Genomic DNA, 16,974 nt, shown 5'->3' on the forward strand with positions numbered 1-16,974 from the left:
TCAGGAGACAGATCAGCAGATAAATGTTTCTCTGTGCCGACCCAGCACTTTTCTCAAAGCATCTGAGATCTCGCCCACCGTGGCATAGCTTCCGACAGCATCGAGGATGTGCGGGAGAAGATTTCCCCGGGTCGCAGCCTCCTCCTTCAAAGCGGCAAGCAATCTACTGACCTTTTCGTTGTCTCTTCTCTTCCGGAGAGCTCTCAACCTGGCCACCTGTTCTTCCTCGATGCTGCTGTCAACTTTAAGTATATCCATCTTTTCCTCAGAGGAGGATCTGTAAACGTTGACCCCTACGATCATTCTTTCGGCTTCTTCAATCTCTTTCTGACACCGGTATGCTGAATTGTGAATCTCTCTCTGCATGTACCCGCTTTCGATGGCCTTAATAGCTCCCCCAATCTCATCGATCCTTCTTATATAGTCGAGAGCAATCTTCTCAAGCTGGCTGGTCCAGGATTCCACCAGATAAGACCCTGCCAGAGGGTCGATCGTGTCTGCCACGCCGCTTTCATGGGCGATGATCTGTTGAGTCCTCAAGGCGATCCTCGCGGCATTTTCAGACGGCAGCGCGAGGGCTTCATCCATTGAGTTTGTGTGGAGGGATTGTGTCCCGCCGAGGACCGATGAGAGGGCCTGCATGGTGACGCGGATTATATTGTTCTCGGGCTGATTGGCAGTTAGCGTTGCCCCCGATGTCTGGGTGTGAAATCTCATCTTCATGAGAGAAGGATCGTCAGCGTGGAATCTCTCCTTCATGATCCTTGCCCAGAGCCTTCTCGCGGCTCTGAACTTCGCAACCTCCTCGAGGAAATTGCTGTGTGAGTTGAAGAAGAAAGAGAGTCTCTCGCAGAAATCCTTCAGTTTCAACCCTCGTCTGAGGGCCGCCTCCACATAGGCGATCCCATTGGCAAAGGTAAAGGCAATCTCCTGAGCGGCCGTGGCGCCTGCCTCTCTGATATGGTAACCGCTGATGCTTATCGTGTGCCACTGCGGAACATGCTCTCTGCAGTAGGAAAAGAGATCGGTCACGAGCCTCATAGACTCTTCCGGGGGAAAGATATACGTCCCTCTCGCCACGTACTCCTTAAGGGGATCGTTCTGAACCGTTCCTCTGAGTTTCTTGAGATCGGCCCCCTGCTTCATGGCAATAGCGACGTACATGGCAAGAAGTATGGCTGCCGTGGCATTGATCGTCATTGACGTGGAGACCTCCTCAAGTGGGATCCTATCAAAGAGGATCTCCATATCCTCGAGCGAATCAATGGCAACACCAACCTTCCCCACTTCCCCCTTCGAGATGGGATGGTCCGAGTCGTATCCCATCTGCGTGGGAAGGTCGAAGGCAACGCTGAGACCGGTCTGTCCTTCTTTCAGGAGATATTTGAATCTCTCGTTCGTCTTCTTCGCCGTGCCGAAGCCAGCATACTGCCTCATCGTCCATAGGCGGCCACGGTACATCGTCGTCTGGACTCCTCTCGTGAATGGGTACTCTCCAGGATAACCAAGATCGGCATCGTAGCCCAGCCAATCTGCATCGGCCGGAGTATAGATAGGCTTGATCTCGATACCAGAGGGAGTCTCAAACTTATTTTTCCTCTCAGGAACCTCTCGCGTCTGTTTTCTGTATCTTTCTTCCCAGACTTTTTTCCTATCGTCAGGCATCGTTCTATATTTATTTTTCAAAGATATCACACCCCGATTAGCCAAAGCAACCACTACTCTTTGTAGCGTTGCAATGGAGCCTGTGTTACGGTATCATCAGCGCTAAATGAAGAAAGTGACCTTCAAGACCATAGAGTGGACGGAGAACGGCGTCGTGATGATCGATCAAAGAGCCCTCCCGGCCAGGGAGGCTTATCTGACACTCAAGACGCCGGAAGAGATCGCCGATGCCATAAAGAAGATGGCGATCAGGGGGGCGCCAGCCATAGGAGTGGCCGCTGCCATGGGGATCGCCCTGGGTGCAAAGAATTTCACTTCGTTGCCTCCGGATGAATTCAAGAGTAAAGTGGAAGCCCTCTTTCCGCTCTTTGCTTCGACAAGACCGACAGCAGTCAATCTCTTCTGGGCCATCAAGAGGATGAAGAATCTCTTTGAGGAAAAGATAGCATCTTCGCCGGATAGGATCGCGGCTCTCATGGTTCTGGAGGCACATGCAATCATGGAGGAAGATATCCACGCTAACCGAAGAATCGGAGAGTTTGGCTCCACACTTATCCCTTCGGAGGCGTCCGTCCTGACGCACTGCAATGCGGGAGCTCTTGCCACGGCCGGGCATGGCACTGCTCTGGGCGTGATAAGAACGGCAGTAGGGAAGGGAAAGAAGGTAAGGGTCTTTGCAGATGAAACCAGGCCTTTCCTTCAAGGTGCGCGTCTGACCGCCTGGGAACTCATAAAGGATGGGATACCCGTGACTCTGATCACCGATAACATGGCCGGCTACATGATGAACCTGGGAGAAATCGATCTCGTCATCGTCGGTGCGGACCGCGTTGCCGCCAATGGCGACCTGGCGAATAAGATCGGAACCTATTCCCTTTCCATTCTGGCAAAAGAGCATGGCATCCCCTTCTACGTGGCGGCTCCAGTTTCAACCATTGATATGTCTATCGATTCAGGAAAGGGGATTCCGATCGAGGAAAGAAATAGAGAGGAGATCACGCACTTTCATTCCATCCCTGTAGCCCCCGAGAGAGTGCATGTGAGAAATCCTGCCTTTGACGTGACTCCTCACGCCAATGTCACAGCCATCATCACGGAAAGAGGGATTGCACGCCCCCCATACAGGCTTGCCCTGAACGAGATCACTGGCTCCAGGTCATGAGCCGGAGATAAAAAGGGAAGTCATTTCTTCGATGCTATAATACGAACATGCCGAAGGTAAGCGTCATCATTCCCACATACAACCGGGCACATTACATAACGCAGGCACTAGAAAGCGTCTTTGCCCAGACATTTCGCGATTTTGAAGTAGTCGTGGTTGACGATGGCTCGACGGATAATACAAAGGAAGCGCTTTCTACCTACATGGAAAGCATCAGGTACATACGCCAGGAGAACAGGGGCGAGGCGGCGGCGCGAAATAGCGGCATCCGCGCTTCCACGGGCGAATGGGTTGCCTTCCTCGACTCCGATGACATGTGGGAACCCCAAACCCTTGAAACCCTTATCGAAGCGTCCAGGGTGAACCCGGATGCCGGGCTCATCGCGATGCGCGCTAGAGCCATCCGCTCTGACGGTTCGAGAACGAACCGAACCTTCGGGAAGAAAAAAGTGGATCTTTCCTTTACCACGAAATCCCTGCTCTGGGGAGAAAGTGGCGCGATTATGATGCCGATGGTCCGGCGTCATCTCTTTGAAAAGGTAGGTGGTTTTGATGAGTCGATCCCCTCTGCGGCCGATTGCGATATGTGGCTTCGCCTCTCCTTTCATACCAGGATGGTCGGCGTTCCGGAACCGTTGCTGCTCTGCCGGATCCATGGCGAGAATGTCAGCGGCGACCGCTCGCTTAATGCCCGAATGTGGATACGCATCCTGGAGAAATTCTCTGCAGAGCATCCCGAGTTCGTCAGGTCTCACCCCTGGTTCTTCCGCAGAGCCATGGGGAAGGAGAGCATCAGGCTTGGACGTGAACTTCTGGCACTATCCTCCGGCAATGCCGCCACTTTGAGGGAAGCGCGATGTTACCTGCTGCGCAGTATTGCCACATTCCCATTCTTCCTCCGGGCTTATGTTTACCTGCTATGGAGTTACATCTTTCCAGAAAGTTATGAAAGATGGAGAAAATGGGAACGAAGCAGACGCGTGTGATATGAACTATAAGGAATAATGATGCCAAGGGTTAGCGTCATAATTCCCAGCTACAATCATGCTGCCTACATCCAGGCCGCAATTGAGAGTGTCCTGGCTCAGAGCTATAGGGACCATGAAATCATCGTCGTAGATGACGGCTCTGAAGATGCGACTCATCAAGTCGTCATGCCTTACCTTTCCAGGATCAGCTTTTATGATTTCCCAAACGCAGGAATCGCCGCCAACTACAATCGCGGGATCGGACTGGCGAAGGGCAGGATCGTTGCTTTTCTCGAATCCGATGATCTCCTGGATCCTCTTTATCTCGAACGCGCCATGAACGTCATGGAAAACGAACCAGATATCGGTGGTTTAATTGTAGGGCGGCGTGTCCTTCAATCTACCCGGAATGGTAAGGACAAATTGCTTGAGGTCATGCCGAAGCGATCGCCGGGAAGATTCTTCACAACGGAGAGCATACTGGTCGGCGGAGACTGGGGGATCGCATCGACTCCCATTCTCCGCCTGGATTGTCTCGAGGAGGTGGGACTGTTCGACGAACAGCTCGCCTTCGGATGCGACGTTGATATGGCCCTCCGATTCACTCTGAAATACAGACTGGCTTATCTCGATGAGCCGCTCTATCTCTATCGCCGCCACAGGCAGAACACGACAAGGGATCTCGTACAAACTTCCCGTGAAGCTCTACGGGTGGCGCTGCACTTTGTCGAAAGGCACCCGGATTATTCCCGACTCAATACTTCCATTGTCAATCGCTGCATCGGCAATCTTTATGGACGCGTTGGCAGTCTTATGCTGAAAAGTGGCGATTTCCCGCGCAGCGCAATCTTAGAACATTTCCGCGCAGCCGTTTCCCATTATCCAAGCCTCAAGAATTATCGCCGTCTGATCCTGGAAATCGCGCTTCCCGGCTCATTATTCCGCCGACATATTCGAAAGAATCTTAAATGAAACGCCGATGGGAGAATGATGCATAAAGAAAGAGAAGCTGTTCCGGAAATTCGATTGTCTATCATCACTCCCGTTTTCAATAATCTCTTATTCACAAGACAATACCTTGAAGCCGTTGTTCCAGAGCTCGGCGGCGATGCAGAACTCATCATCGTCGATGATGCCTCGACTGATGACACACAAAAACATCTGGCCTCCTGGAAAGATTCATTGAAGGAGAGTTTGAAAGGGAGGATTCACATTCTCCAGAATGTTGAGAACATAGGTTTTCTAAAGTCCTGCAACAGAGGAGCCAGAATCGCCAGAGGTAAATACATTCTATTCCTGAATAACGATACGGTTCCACACGGCGGTTTCGCCGATCATCTGATGAGATTGGCCGAAACGGATGAAAAAGTTGGTGCGGTCGGAGCGAAGTTGATTTATCCGGATGGAAGACTCCAGGAAGCAGGCGGGATCGTCTTCCGGGATGGCTCCGCAAAGAATTACGGACGCTACAAAACTGCTGATATGCCTCAGTACAACTTTATCCGCGAGGTTGATTACTGCTCCGGCGCCTGCCTCCTCGTCAGGAAGGCCCTCTTCGATAAAGTGGGTGGGTTCGATGAGAGATTCTCTCCGGCTTACTATGAAGATACCGACCTCTGCTTCTCAATCCGCCAGATGGGTTACAAGGTCCTCTATCAGCCGCTGTGCGTCGTCAAGCACCATGAGGGTGTCTCCTGTGGCAAAGATGTGTACACGAGCATCAAGAGATACCAGGAGGTGAACAGGGTAAAGTTCGTAGAAAAGTGGAAATGCGTCCTCTCACAACAATTCCCGCCTGAAGAAAGATTCTATGAGATGGCATCCGACAGGCGAAGAGGCAAGAACATTCTGGTCATCTATCACCAGTTACCGGCTCACGACAGGAATTCCGGAGCCCTCCGGCTCTTCAACATCCTCAAGATTCTGACCGGACAGGGACACCGCTTGACTTTCTTTGCCCATCGGCCTCAGGACGATCAGAATAGATACAAAGTTGACCTGGAGCAGATAGGCGTAATGGTTGCCCCCCTATTCAAAAAAGGGGAGGGAATCTCGATGCGAACGCTCAAGAGAAGATTCTTCCTGAAAAAATTCCTCGCCCTCAATCCCTGCGATCTCGTATGGTTTGTCCATTATGACATGGGACAACACTATCTGAAGCTCTGCCGTAAATACGGGAAGCAGACGAAACTCATCACTGATTCCGTCGACGTTCACTTCCTGAGGGAAGGGAGGATGGCTGAGCTTCTGGATGATGAAAAGATGATGCTGAGATCGCTTCGGACGAAACGACAGGAGCTATCCATATACGGACAATCCGATCTGACGATTGCAATAACAAATGAAGAGAAAGAAATGTTGATGAAAGAGTTGCCACAGGTCAGGATCGAGGTGATCCCGAATATACACGACATAGCAAGCAAAATCAGCGGTTTCCATAGCAGGGATCATCTTCTATTCGTCGGAGGCTATGGACATCCCCCCAATCCCGATGCTGTGAAGTATTTCAACAGGGATATCTTTCCCCTTATCAAGAAAGAGATTCTCAGGTTGAACCTTTTTGTCGTCGGTCAATACATAGACGCGCTCATCAAAGAGTCCGGAAGCAATGAGACGATATTCACGGGCCCCGTCGATGACCTTCAGTCTTACATGCAATCCTGCAGGGTCTTTGTCGCCCCTCTTCGATTCGGAGCAGGATTGAAGGGGAAGATCGGGGAGGCCATGGCGTCCGGCATCCCCGTAGTCACGACCTCCATTGGGGCCGAAGGGATGAATGTCGTGGATGGAGAGAACATCCTGATCGGCGATACTCCCGGCGATTTCGCTGAAAGAGTCATTATGGTTTACAGCGATGAGGCCCTCTGGAAAAAGATATCATCCAATGCAATCAGGTTCGTTGAGGAGAATTATTCTTCGCGCGTCATTGGCCGCAAGATAGATGACATGATCCAGAACCTATAATGTCTCCCGTTCCTCATCCCGCCTTCGAAGCCTCGGCAGGAGTCTGGGAACTCTCTTTTTATATTCACGGTAGGAGTCGCCAAATCTCTCCTCCAGTTCCTCCTCTTCATAGCGGATGAGCGGATAGCCCACCGGAAGGGCTATGAAAAAGACGAAGAGGAGAAGCAAGAGGAAGCCGAAAAGGAGCGCTTCTCCCAGCAGCATGAGGAAAGCCCCGGTCATCATGGGATTCCGCACAAATCCGTAAGGTCCGCTGACGACCAGTTTTTCTGGAGGATGGATGATGGCCGGTGTTCCCCTGCCGAGTGTGAGAAAGAGAATGGCGCACCAGGATGCAAGGACCAGCCCTGCAAGAAGGAGTAATCCTCCGAGAAGCTCGCCTCCCTTCAGAACATCGGAGACCTTCAACCAGGAATCCACATTCCAACATAGGAACGGAATGAAAATAAATATCTATGATTCTGCGGGGTTTGACGCATAATTCTATTCGATGCTAATTTATGAGTGCAAAATAGTTGCATTCTATTCTGCCTGTATCGAGCATGAATATATCGGAAGAGAAATCGATCCTGGGAATTGAAACATCCTGCGATGAGACGGCAGCATCCGTCGTGCGGAATGGGACGCGGATACTGTCCAGCCTCGTCTCCTCGCAGATTCACATCCACAAGGATTATGGCGGAGTCGTTCCCGAGCTCGCCTCGAGGCATCAGCTCGAGAATATAGACATCGTCGTCACCGAGGCGATGGAGCGCTCACGTATGGACTTCCACCAGCTCTCCGCTGTCGCCGTCACGTACGGTCCAGGATTAGTTGGTTCCCTTCTCGTCGGGATCGCCGTAGCCAAGTCGATCAGCTACGTTTACAGGGTTCCTCTCATCGCCATCAACCATCTGGAAGCTCACATACGCTCCCCCTTCATAGAGAATCCCGACATCGATTTCCCCGCTGTCGCCCTGGTCGTCTCGGGGGGACATACCTCTCTCTTCCTTGTGCCTGAAGAAGGCGTATACATGACTCTAGCCAGGACGAGAGACGATGCGGCAGGCGAGGCTTTTGATAAAGTGGCCAAGCTCCTCGGTCTTGGATATCCCGGTGGACCCATCATCGATGAACTATCCCGACGAGGAGACCCCGATAGGATCAGATTTCCCAAAGCGCGGATGACGGACATGACCCTTGACTTCAGCTTCAGCGGTCTCAAGACAGCCGTTCTGAGATACGTCCAGGCAGAGGGGATCAAACCTGTATTCAAGGGAGATGCATCAGAAGAAGGAAAGCGGACGGATCACCGGGAAAGCATTGATAAAAAAGTCTTTGATCTCCTGGCATCGTTTCAGAAAGCCGTAGTGGATGCTCTTGTGGACAAGACATTCTTTGCAGCGAAAAAGGAGAAGGTCAAATCCATCGTAGTTTCGGGTGGAGTAGCTTGCAACTCCTGCCTCCGGAAACGCTTCAGAGAAGAGGGAGAGCTTTCCGGGTGGAAAGTGTACATACCGAGCCAGGAGCTGACGACCGACAACGCCGCCATGGTAGCATCCGCTGCATTTCTAAAGCTTGAACGGCGCCAGTTTGCCGACCTGGCGCTCAACGCTGAGCCTGATCTGAGGTTATAATGCATCCATGGATCAGAAACTCATAAGAAATTTTTCCATAATTGCTCACATAGACCATGGGAAGTCGACCCTTGCCGACCGGATCCTTGAAAAAACCGAGGCTCTCTCTCTTCGGGAGATGGAGGATCAGGTCCTCGACAATATGGATCTGGAGAAGGAGAGAGGGATCACGATCAAGGCTCACGCCGTTGCCCTGAACTACAGGTCGAAATCGGGGGAGAATTACCTCTTCAACCTCATAGACACTCCCGGGCACGTTGATTTTTCTTACGAAGTCTCGAGAAGCCTGGCCGCATGCGAAGGGGCGCTCCTCGTCATCGATGCCAGCCAGGGAGTCGAAGCGCAGACCCTTGCCAATACCTATATGGCCATAGAGAATGATCTGACAATCATTCCGGTCATCAACAAGATAGACCTCTCCAGCGCCGATATCACCCGCGTCAGAGAGCAGATCGAGGATGTCATCGGCCTGGACAATGAACACACTCTTCTCGCCAGCGCCAAGGAAGGCAGGGGGGTGGACGAAATCTTGGAATCGATCATCAAGCATATTCCGCCTCCTTCCGGAAACATCGAGGCCCCGCTGAAGGCTCTCATTTTCGATTCTTGGTATGACTCTTACAGGGGTGTGGTTATTCTCATAAGAGTCATTGATGGAATCATAAGAAAAGGTATGAGGATGCAGCTCGTCTCAACGGGAAGGGTTGGAGAGGTGGAACAGGTCGGAAAGTTTACTCCTAAGCCGATAGAGGTCGAGGAGCTCTCAGTGGGAGAGGTTGGGTTCATCACCGCGGGGATCAAGAGGGTTGCCGATACGCAGATCGGCGATACGGTCACGGAAGAGAAGAACCCCACGACTAACCCCTTCCCTGGATTTCAGAAGGTAAAGCCTATGGTGTTCGCCGGGCTTTACCCTACTGAGGACACTCACTACGAGTCGTTACGGGATTCTCTCGAGAAGCTCCGTCTTAACGATTCTTCCTTTTCATATGAACCCGAAGTGTCATCTGCGCTGGGGTTCGGGTTCCGCTGCGGCTTTCTGGGGCTTCTCCACATGGAGATCATCCAGCAGCGGCTCGAACGGGAATTTTCGATAGACCTTATCACGACGGCACCTAGCGTGAGCTACCGGGTGATGACGAAAAAGGGAGAAGCGCTCGAGATCTCCAACCCATCTAAGCTTCCCTCCATCCAGGATATAGACAAGATCGAGGAGCCGATCATAACTGCGATGATTCTGACTCCTCCCGAGCATATGGGACCCATCCTGAAACTGGCAGAAGAGCGGAGAGGAGTCCAGAGGGAGATAAAGTATCTCTCCCCTTCAAAAGTCATAATCACATACGAGCTGCCCTTCAACGAGATCGTCATTGATTTCTACGACAAGCTCAAGTCTTGCTCGAGAGGATATGCCTCGCTTGATTACCACCTTTCCGGGTGGAGAGTTTCCGACCTCGTCAAGCTGGACATGCTTGTCAATGGAGAACCCGTAGATGCACTCTCACTCATCATACACAGGGAGAAGGCTATCCAGAGAGGAAGAGAGCTTACCCATAAGATGAGAGAGATCATTCCCCGGCAGCTTTTCGATGTATCCATCCAGGCAGCCATTGGTAACAGGGTCATCGCAAGAGAGACCGTCAAGCCGCTGAGAAAGAACGTCACCGCAAAATGCTACGGCGGCGACATCACGAGAAAGAGAAAGCTCCTGGAAAAGCAGAAAGAGGGAAAGAAGAGAATGAAGAAAGTGGGCCGCGTCGACATCCCGCAGGAAGCCTTCCTCTCCATCCTAAAAGCCGATTAAATCCTTTAGAAATGTAAAATAGATTCTTGACAAAGATCGGCTTCTACACTTATATTTTGAAACCAAGAGCTGTAAACTATCTTGAATGGAGGAGATTATGAAGAGGATCTTTGGCCAGAAAGGAGAAGGGCGGATTGGCTTGATCATCACCCTCGTCATCATCGCAATCGCGGTATTCGTCGCTTACAAGATAGTGCCTGTGAAAGTAAAGACTTACGAGTTCAGGGATACGATGAGGGAAGAGGCGCGGATGGCTTCACTCCGCAAGAGCGCCGATGAGACGATGCAGATCCTGCTAGACAAGGCCAAAGAGCTGGGGCTCCCTATAACGCGAAGGAATCTTGTAGTGAACAGGACGGAGAAGAGCATCACCATCAAGGCAAAATATATGATCCGCGTCGATTTCAAGGTCTATGTTTACGACTGGGCTTTCGACCAGCAGGAATCCGCACCATTATTCTAAGCTTCCTTTAATCATTTCCTCCACCTGGTTCAATATATCCTCTTTCAAGGCCTTGCCTTTATTTCTCACCGCCATGATCTTTTTCTCTGATTCTTCCCTGAACAATTGATCCTGTATGGATGGAACATTTATTATGACATTCAGGGCTGCCCCCTCTATCCCTGATTGCGCCAGGAGCGCTCCAACACCAATATCGCTTATGGCATTGGGGTTGACCTTCGCGATAGAACTGGAGATATGTTTGAGCACTTCCAGGCATAGCCGCGCCGTCTCGAGGGGGACACGAGTTGCCTCGCAGGTCGCTCTTTCAATGGCCTCGCTTCTGGCTTTTTTCTCGGCGTCCGTGCCTTTTGGCATCCGGTAGGATGCCATCACATTGTTAAAGGCTTCGGCATCCTTCTCTATGAGAGAAAAGCACTCAATTTTCAGCTCTGCCGCTTTTCCCCTGACGCCGATCAATTCTTCCTCGTATTTCTTGAACTTCTCCTTGCCTATGGTCAACCCGCAAACCATTTCCAAAAGAGAAGCTCCGATTGCACCTGCCAGCGCCGAGATGCTCCCTCCTCCTGGTGTCGGGTTTGATGAAGACAGTTCTTCCAAGAATCCTTTTAGCGTTTTTTCGGTCATCGTTTTTCCTTCTATGAATTTCTCAGCTCCAAAACTCATTGGATGCGTTTACCGTTTTCGACGCATGCCTTGCCTTTGATTATCACGTCCGAGCAGTGGTTGATGCCGAAGTGATAGGCAAGATGGATATGGCTGGGGATGTCCATGATGAGGATGTCCGCATCCTTACCTACTTCTAGCGAGCCGATTCTATCGGCTCGCCCGAGGGCTGCAGCCCCATTCAACGTGGCCATCGTTAACGCCTCATCCACGGAGATGTCCATCATGAAGACAGATAGCTGGATGATCTGAAGCATCGATTCAGTCATGCTGCTTCCTGGATTAAAGTCCGTTGAGATGGCGAGAGCCATCCCTGCAGAAAGCATCTTTCTTGCTGGTGCATAACTCTTCTTCAGCAGGAAATAGACGGAGCCAGGCAAAAGGACTCCCACGGTTCCTGACCTCGCCAGCTTATCGATATCGTCATCCGAGATGTTCTCAAGGTGATCGGCTGAAGCGGCGCCGAACTCTGCGGCAAGAGTGGAGCCCCCGGAAGAGGAGAACTGATCGGCATGCACCTTTATCTTCAAGCCAAACGATTTCGCTGCCGTTATGATCCTCCTGCTCTCATCCAATGAAAAGCCATGCTCATCACAAAAAACGTCGCAGAACTCCGCCAATCTTCCTTCCACTACTTCGGGAATCATCTTCTCGATGATCAGCGAGACGTAGCATTCCCTGTCATTCTTGTATTCTCCAGGGATTGTATGCGCCCCGAGCAAAGTTGGAATGACTCTGACAGGATGTTTCCGTGCAGCTTTCCGGATCGCTTCGAGCTGCTTCATCTCGTCTTTCAATGTCAGCCCGTAACCGCTTTTCGCCTCACAGGTCGTCGTGCCATGGAGAAGCATCCTGTCCAGACGCCGCAGCGAAAGTGCGGCAAGCTTTTCCAATGATGCTTCTCTCGTTCTCTTCACCGTGTTCCATATTCCGCCACCGACTCTCGCAATCTCCTCGTAGGTGGCACCGGAAACCCTGAGAAGGAATTCTTCATCCCTGAACCCTGCGAATGGAAGATGGGTGTGGCAATCGACGAATCCGGGGATGATTGTCCCTCCGCTCGCATCGATGACCTTTGCATCCGGCGTCAGGGAGCATTCCTTCCTGAATTGTCCCATGCTACCGACAAAAACAATCCTTCCCTCATGTGCCGCAACAGCCGCATCCTGGATGATCTTCAATCTTCCCGTATCTTTTCCAGATGCCGCTTTGAATCCTGAAGGGGTCGCCAATTCAGAAGCATTGATGATGGCAAGGTCCGCGTTTTTCATTCCTCCTCGTTGTTCTTTCTCCTCCTTATGAACCTCAGCCTGTCCTTCCATTCACCCTCTTCTTTCTTCGAATCGAGGAGGCTCAGGTGGCTCTCGAGCAGGTCCCGGATCTGTCGATCGAAGGAATCGCGCTCAAGCCTCAGCGTTAAGATCTCCTTTTCCAGGCTCTCCACCTGCATCTGAGCCTGATCGAGGAGTTTCTCCGCCTTGATCCTCGCCTCCTTGAGGATCAATTCCTCTTCCTGCTTGGTCTTGTTCTTCATGTCCTCATAAAACCTCTGGGCGGAGTAAATCATCTCCTGAAGGTTCTTCTCCCGCGAGCGATAATCGTCCACCATGCTTCTCAGCGCGAAGATCTCGTCCTTGAGCCGCCCGTTCTCCGCTATCAGGTTCTGAAGCTCCTGAGCGACGGTGCGAAGAAAATCTTCTACCTCTTCTCTCTTGAGCCCTCTTAATTCCCTGTGGAATTTATGATGCTCGATATCCATTGGCGTCAATTTCATATGCCCTCCTGTTGATCCATTACCGGACTTCGTCCCCTTATAGCCGATCAAGTCTCCAGAGGCATCCGGGCGAAGATCGCCCTGCCGATCCGGATGATGGTTGAACCCTCCTCGATTGCCACTGGGAAATCCTCTGTCATCCCCATTGACAGTTCCTTCATGGAGATATGCGGTATGTTCCACCCTGATGCCTCATTTGCAAGCTCTCTCAATTTTATGAAATATCTGCGTGATCTCTCAGGGTCCGGATCATACGGTGGAATGGTCATGAGCCCCTGGATGGATATTCCTGTCAGCGCGGAAGCTGCTTCTAGAAAATGCTTTAGCTCTTTTGCATTCATCCCGTACTTGCTCGGCTCGCCAGAGAGATTGACCTCAACGAGGCATTTTTGTATCTTTCCGATCTCCCGGGCATGCCGATCCACCACTCTTCCAAGTTTTATGGAATCTACTGAGTGTATCATCTCGAAGAGCCGCACTGCACTTCTTGCCTTGTTTGTCTGAAGGTGTCCCACCATGTGCCACACAACTCCGGGACTGACTCTTGGAATCTTATCGGCAGCCTCCTGAACCCTGTTCTCGCCGAAGAACCGGAGCCCCTCATCAATGGCCATTTCGATCATTTCGGGAGGAACCGCCTTCGTCACTGCAAGAAGAAGAATATCCTCTTTCCGTCTCGACGACCGAGATGCTGCCTCTTCTATCTGTTCAACAACGGAGCGGATATTATCTCTGAGCCTTTCAATCTCTATCATCGTCTTTTTTCTTCAATGCTTGAATCAATGGCTTCGTTCGCCAGGAGATCTGCTTTCTTGTTCTTCGCCCGCGGGATCTTTTTGATATCGAATTGCTTCAACTGCCGGACCAGAGTAAAAGCCTTCCTGGCAAGGGGGATGATGTTTTTGCTCTTGATCTTATATTTCCCCTTCATCTGCCAGACGATCAGCTCGGAATCAGAGTAGACCCTGACCTTCATGGCTCCTTTCTCCAGGGCGTGCTCGAGCGCTTTGATCAAAGCCATATACTCGGCATAGTTGTTTGTGTTGACCCCAAGCTGCCCCTTGATCTCATCCGCCTTCTGCCACTCCGCATCGTAAACGACGATGCCGAACCCGGCGGGGCCAGGATTTCCCCTCGAAGCCCCATCGATCAGAAAGTTAAGTTGTTTGTCCTGCATTCAAACCTTCCTCATAGTAGAGGAATCTGCCGCAGTTCTCGCATGAGATGAGGCCGCTGTTGGCTCTCACATCAAGGAAGACCTGGGGGCGAAGCCTCAATTTGCACGCCTGACAGGTGTAGTCTTCGGCCCGGGCGACGGCAATGCCTCCCCGGATGGAGGCGATATTATAGAACTCCTTGAGAATGTTCTCGGGCAGTCTCTTTTCGAGGTCTCCTTTTCTCGCCTCCAGTCGGCCGATCTCGACCTCGGCTTCCCGTATCTCTTGTTCTGCTCTCTCTTTTTCCGCTTCGATCCTCAGTTTCTCCTTTGTGAAAGTTTCTTCTTCTCTCTTCACCTCATTCTGGAGCATGTCTATGTCATACAGTTTCTGAATGACGTCTTCCTCCAGCCTGTCGATCTCTTTTTTGCAGAGCTCGATCTCATGGAGCATTGCGGTGTACTCTTTGTTCGTCTTGACCGTCATAAGCTGGTCTTTGTATTTCTCTAGTTTCGCATGCAAAAGTTGAAGGTCTCCCTCTTCCTTTCTTTTGATCTTGATGGCACTCTCGAGACCATCTTTTTCCGATCTCAGTTTTTCCTCCTCTTTCTTGACCTCTGCATCGAATCGCTCAAGCCGTGCAGGTCCTTCTTTGATGAGAGATTTCAACCTCTCCATGGTCAGGATGGTCTTCTGAAGCTCCACGATCACATACAGGTTTCTCTCCAAAGGCGTCCCCTAAAATAAAAAAAGCGTTCACGAAGGAACGCTTGCATCGGTATGATCTCCTTCTATCCTTTTTCGTTTCATCTCTCTTGTTTCATAAAATCGCTGGTGGGCCCACTAGGGCTCGAACCTAGGACCTACTGATTATGAGTCAGTTGCTCTGACCAACTGAGCTATGGGCCCACACTCTATTTAAGCGGTTTCATTATAATATTTTGAGATTTTCTGTCAATGAGCAGCGAGTATAGCTGAATCATCAGGAAAATGAGCACCTGAGATTCAAAATAAAAGTGAGAAACCCGAAGACCGTTATCAGCAATGTGGTGAAGCACTATGGACTAAGCGAAGCACAGATAGAGAACATCCTCATTGCCTTCGGAGCAGAACCTGAGGATGACCAGTTCGGGATCGCCAATGCGTTAACAAGAGCAGCAAAAAATGAGGAGAGCTGGGAGAAATCAACAGAGCTTGAAAGAATCGGTGGGAGGCTGATTTCTCTTCCTGTATCTGAATTCAAACACATGGATGAGTAGAAAGGAGGGATTTAACGTGCACAAGATCAATATCGTAAAAATTAGGCTCGTCAAAGACAATAAGCACGAGTACAGAAAGGATGCACTCGACACCCCCAAGGATGTGGCAAGTTTTGTGAGGAAGTTGCTTCATAACATTGACCGGGAGGTCTTTGGGGTCATCAATATCGATGCGAGCAACAAGATTAATTCGGTGAACTTCGTCTCAACTGGCTCTTTGAGCAGTACCCTGACTCATCCCAGGGAAGTCTTTAAATCCTCGATCCTGGCCAATGCAGTTTCAATGATTCTTTTCCATAACCACCCTTCGGGCAGAGTCAATTACAGCCAAGATGATTTGGAGGTAACGAAGCTGCTCGTAAAAAGTGGTGAGATTCTAGGAATCAAAGTACTGGATCATGTGATTGTGGGAGAAGAAGCGTTCTTGAGAGTTTCTGAGGAGGGGCTTTTGGATGGCAGGAAATAAAAGAGTCAAAAAGGAGATGTGAAAAGCATCTCCTTATTTTTTGATTGCTAACTCCAAGTTAGATATTTAAAATTACTTTAGTGCATGCTTTCTTGTACGGATTGTGAAGTTTATAGAAATGCTGATCAATGCGCTTATCGTAGTTCCGGTCTCAAGTTTTTTCTTTGATACCGAATAATTTTTTCACTAACTCATCATTTTCTTTTTCTAATTTCTCAATTTCTTTTTCTTTGCCTTCCAATTTTAACCGGTGGCATGTCTTAGAGATTTCAGTGAGTTTTTGGTGGAGCGGATTTTTAGGATCAAATTTTGGAATGCCGACATGCTCCATTACCGAAGGCGTGCCGAAGCCACGGCCGGCAGAAGAAAACGACTTAATAAAATCGCGTACAGGTGTTGAATTAATAATGGCGCAAAGATAATGAGCTTCGGATTCATTTTCAGTCGAGAAGAAGGTAACAGTCTCAACAGGTATTATTGTTTTATAACCAAATGAAGTTTTATGTTGGGTAGCTACTGCAGAGATTAAGTCAGTTGTCATTCTTTTCCACACAACCTTGTGTCTCGAAAAAGTATAGTCCCCGAAAAGACGTTGTCCATAAAAAGGATTGTTGGCTTTCTCATGGAAGTGTTTATAAAGTGCTCTCTGTAGCAAAACATCTTTGAAGTTAGTTAGATAACTATAAGTCCTTGGCCATCTCCTCCTCATTTCTTCTTCAGAATAAGGAGTTTGTGAGGCGGGGTGAGTTATTAAGACGTTTATTTGGGGAAATGCTTTCCATCTTTGAATATCTGAACCGCGTATTGCTGGATAAACCAGATCGCGTTCGATGATAGCTTCGGTTTTTGGAATTTTTGTTTTTACTTTTTCAGTAAAGTTTTCAACTAACAAATTCCCATCGGACAATAAATTTTTGGTTCCTATCCAAAAAGTGTACATGAGAACTGAGAGCAAATAAAATGTAGAAACGCATCGGAAACTCTGATAGAACTCCTTTTATTATTAACAC

At 50.0% G+C, this 16,974-nt stretch carries 18 protein-coding genes and 1 tRNA gene; 9 read left to right on the forward strand and 10 right to left on the reverse strand.

The features are described 5' to 3' along the window. Positions 1-12: 12 nt before the first annotated feature. On the reverse strand, positions 13-1,665 hold the full coding sequence (locus AB1756_00635; protein MEW5805858.1) for a methylmalonyl-CoA mutase family protein: 1,653 nt from the start codon (positions 1,663-1,665) through the stop codon (positions 13-15). Positions 1,666-1,780: 115 nt separating this feature from the next. Here AB1756_00635 and mtnA point away from each other — a divergent pair, with 115 nt between their 5' ends. Genes mtnA through AB1756_00655 form a run of 4 tightly spaced genes read left to right on the forward strand, consistent with a single transcriptional unit; the run spans position 1,781 to position 6,759 of the window. Beyond that, positions 1,781-2,827, forward strand: a complete 1,047-nt coding sequence (gene mtnA, locus AB1756_00640; protein MEW5805859.1) for an S-methyl-5-thioribose-1-phosphate isomerase — start codon at positions 1,781-1,783, stop codon at positions 2,825-2,827. A gap of 47 nt (positions 2,828-2,874) precedes the next feature. Beyond that, a complete protein-coding gene (locus tag AB1756_00645) occupies positions 2,875-3,813 on the forward strand; it encodes a glycosyltransferase (protein MEW5805860.1) in 939 nt (312 codons plus the stop codon). An 18-nt stretch (positions 3,814-3,831) separates the two neighbouring features. Then, positions 3,832-4,767, forward strand: a complete 936-nt coding sequence (locus tag AB1756_00650; protein ID MEW5805861.1) for a glycosyltransferase — start codon at positions 3,832-3,834, stop codon at positions 4,765-4,767. A 15-nt stretch (positions 4,768-4,782) separates the two neighbouring features. Continuing rightward, complete coding sequence (locus AB1756_00655) at positions 4,783-6,759, forward strand: glycosyltransferase (GenBank protein ID MEW5805862.1); 1,977 nt, start codon at positions 4,783-4,785, stop codon at positions 6,757-6,759. On the opposite strand, the gene AB1756_00660 is transcribed toward AB1756_00655, so the two are convergent. Further along, positions 6,754-7,167, reverse strand: coding sequence for a methyltransferase (locus AB1756_00660; protein ID MEW5805863.1), 414 nt, complete (start codon positions 7,165-7,167; stop codon positions 6,754-6,756). The genes AB1756_00655 and AB1756_00660 overlap by 6 nt on opposite strands. 134 nt (positions 7,168-7,301) lie before the next feature. Here AB1756_00660 and tsaD point away from each other — a divergent pair, with 134 nt between their 5' ends. From tsaD to AB1756_00675, 3 genes are all read left to right on the forward strand, one after another. After that, positions 7,302-8,375, forward strand: coding sequence for a tRNA (adenosine(37)-N6)-threonylcarbamoyltransferase complex transferase subunit TsaD (gene tsaD / locus AB1756_00665; protein ID MEW5805864.1), 1,074 nt, complete (start codon positions 7,302-7,304; stop codon positions 8,373-8,375). 7 nt (positions 8,376-8,382) lie between these two features. Continuing rightward, positions 8,383-10,179: a translation elongation factor 4 gene (gene lepA / locus AB1756_00670; protein MEW5805865.1), complete on the forward strand. Its 1,797-nt coding sequence runs from the start codon at positions 8,383-8,385 to the stop codon at positions 10,177-10,179. A 97-nt stretch (positions 10,180-10,276) separates the two neighbouring features. Then, a complete protein-coding gene (locus AB1756_00675) occupies positions 10,277-10,642 on the forward strand; it encodes a hypothetical protein (GenBank protein MEW5805866.1) in 366 nt (121 codons plus the stop codon). Here AB1756_00675 and AB1756_00680 read toward each other — a convergent pair. The 7 genes from AB1756_00680 to AB1756_00710 form a co-directional block, all read right to left on the reverse strand. Continuing rightward, a complete protein-coding gene (locus AB1756_00680; GenBank protein ID MEW5805867.1) occupies positions 10,634-11,269 on the reverse strand; it encodes a cyclodeaminase/cyclohydrolase family protein in 636 nt (211 codons plus the stop codon). The genes AB1756_00675 and AB1756_00680 overlap by 9 nt on opposite strands. Positions 11,270-11,304: 35 nt before the next feature. Then, a complete protein-coding gene (gene hutI / locus AB1756_00685) occupies positions 11,305-12,579 on the reverse strand; it encodes an imidazolonepropionase (GenBank protein ID MEW5805868.1) in 1,275 nt (424 codons plus the stop codon). Beyond that, positions 12,576-13,082, reverse strand: coding sequence for a DivIVA domain-containing protein (locus AB1756_00690; GenBank protein ID MEW5805869.1), 507 nt, complete (start codon positions 13,080-13,082; stop codon positions 12,576-12,578). The genes hutI and AB1756_00690 overlap by 4 nt, the downstream gene beginning before the upstream one ends. Positions 13,083-13,129: 47 nt before the next feature. Further along, positions 13,130-13,837, reverse strand: coding sequence for a YggS family pyridoxal phosphate-dependent enzyme (locus tag AB1756_00695; GenBank protein MEW5805870.1), 708 nt, complete (start codon positions 13,835-13,837; stop codon positions 13,130-13,132). After that, positions 13,834-14,259 (reverse strand): ribonuclease HI family protein, encoded by a 426-nt coding sequence (locus AB1756_00700; protein ID MEW5805871.1) that lies wholly within the window; start codon positions 14,257-14,259, stop codon positions 13,834-13,836. The genes AB1756_00695 and AB1756_00700 overlap by 4 nt, the downstream gene beginning before the upstream one ends. Continuing rightward, positions 14,240-14,968, reverse strand: coding sequence for a C4-type zinc ribbon domain-containing protein (locus AB1756_00705; protein MEW5805872.1), 729 nt, complete (start codon positions 14,966-14,968; stop codon positions 14,240-14,242). The genes AB1756_00700 and AB1756_00705 overlap by 20 nt, the downstream gene beginning before the upstream one ends. A gap of 103 nt (positions 14,969-15,071) precedes the next feature. Beyond that, positions 15,072-15,148, reverse strand: a tRNA-Ile gene (locus AB1756_00710). Between the two features lie 107 nt (positions 15,149-15,255). Here AB1756_00710 and AB1756_00715 point away from each other — a divergent pair. Together AB1756_00715 and AB1756_00720 are read left to right on the forward strand one after the other, a co-directional pair. Further along, positions 15,256-15,498 (forward strand): hypothetical protein, encoded by a 243-nt coding sequence (locus AB1756_00715; GenBank protein MEW5805873.1) that lies wholly within the window; start codon positions 15,256-15,258, stop codon positions 15,496-15,498. A gap of 16 nt (positions 15,499-15,514) precedes the next feature. Then, positions 15,515-15,964 carry a JAB domain-containing protein gene (locus AB1756_00720; GenBank protein ID MEW5805874.1) on the forward strand — a complete coding sequence of 150 codons (450 nt, stop codon included), beginning with the start codon at positions 15,515-15,517 and terminating at the stop codon, positions 15,962-15,964. Positions 15,965-16,115: 151 nt separating this feature from the next. Here the strand turns inward: AB1756_00720 and AB1756_00725 are convergent, their stop codons facing one another. Then, positions 16,116-16,856, reverse strand: a complete 741-nt coding sequence (locus tag AB1756_00725) for a hypothetical protein (protein MEW5805875.1) — start codon at positions 16,854-16,856, stop codon at positions 16,116-16,118. Positions 16,857-16,974: the final 118 nt, after the last annotated feature.

Source organism: Acidobacteriota bacterium (genome assembly GCA_040752675.1).
In the GTDB taxonomy this organism is placed as follows: Bacteria; Acidobacteriota; Polarisedimenticolia; order JBFMGF01; family JBFMGF01; genus JBFMGF01.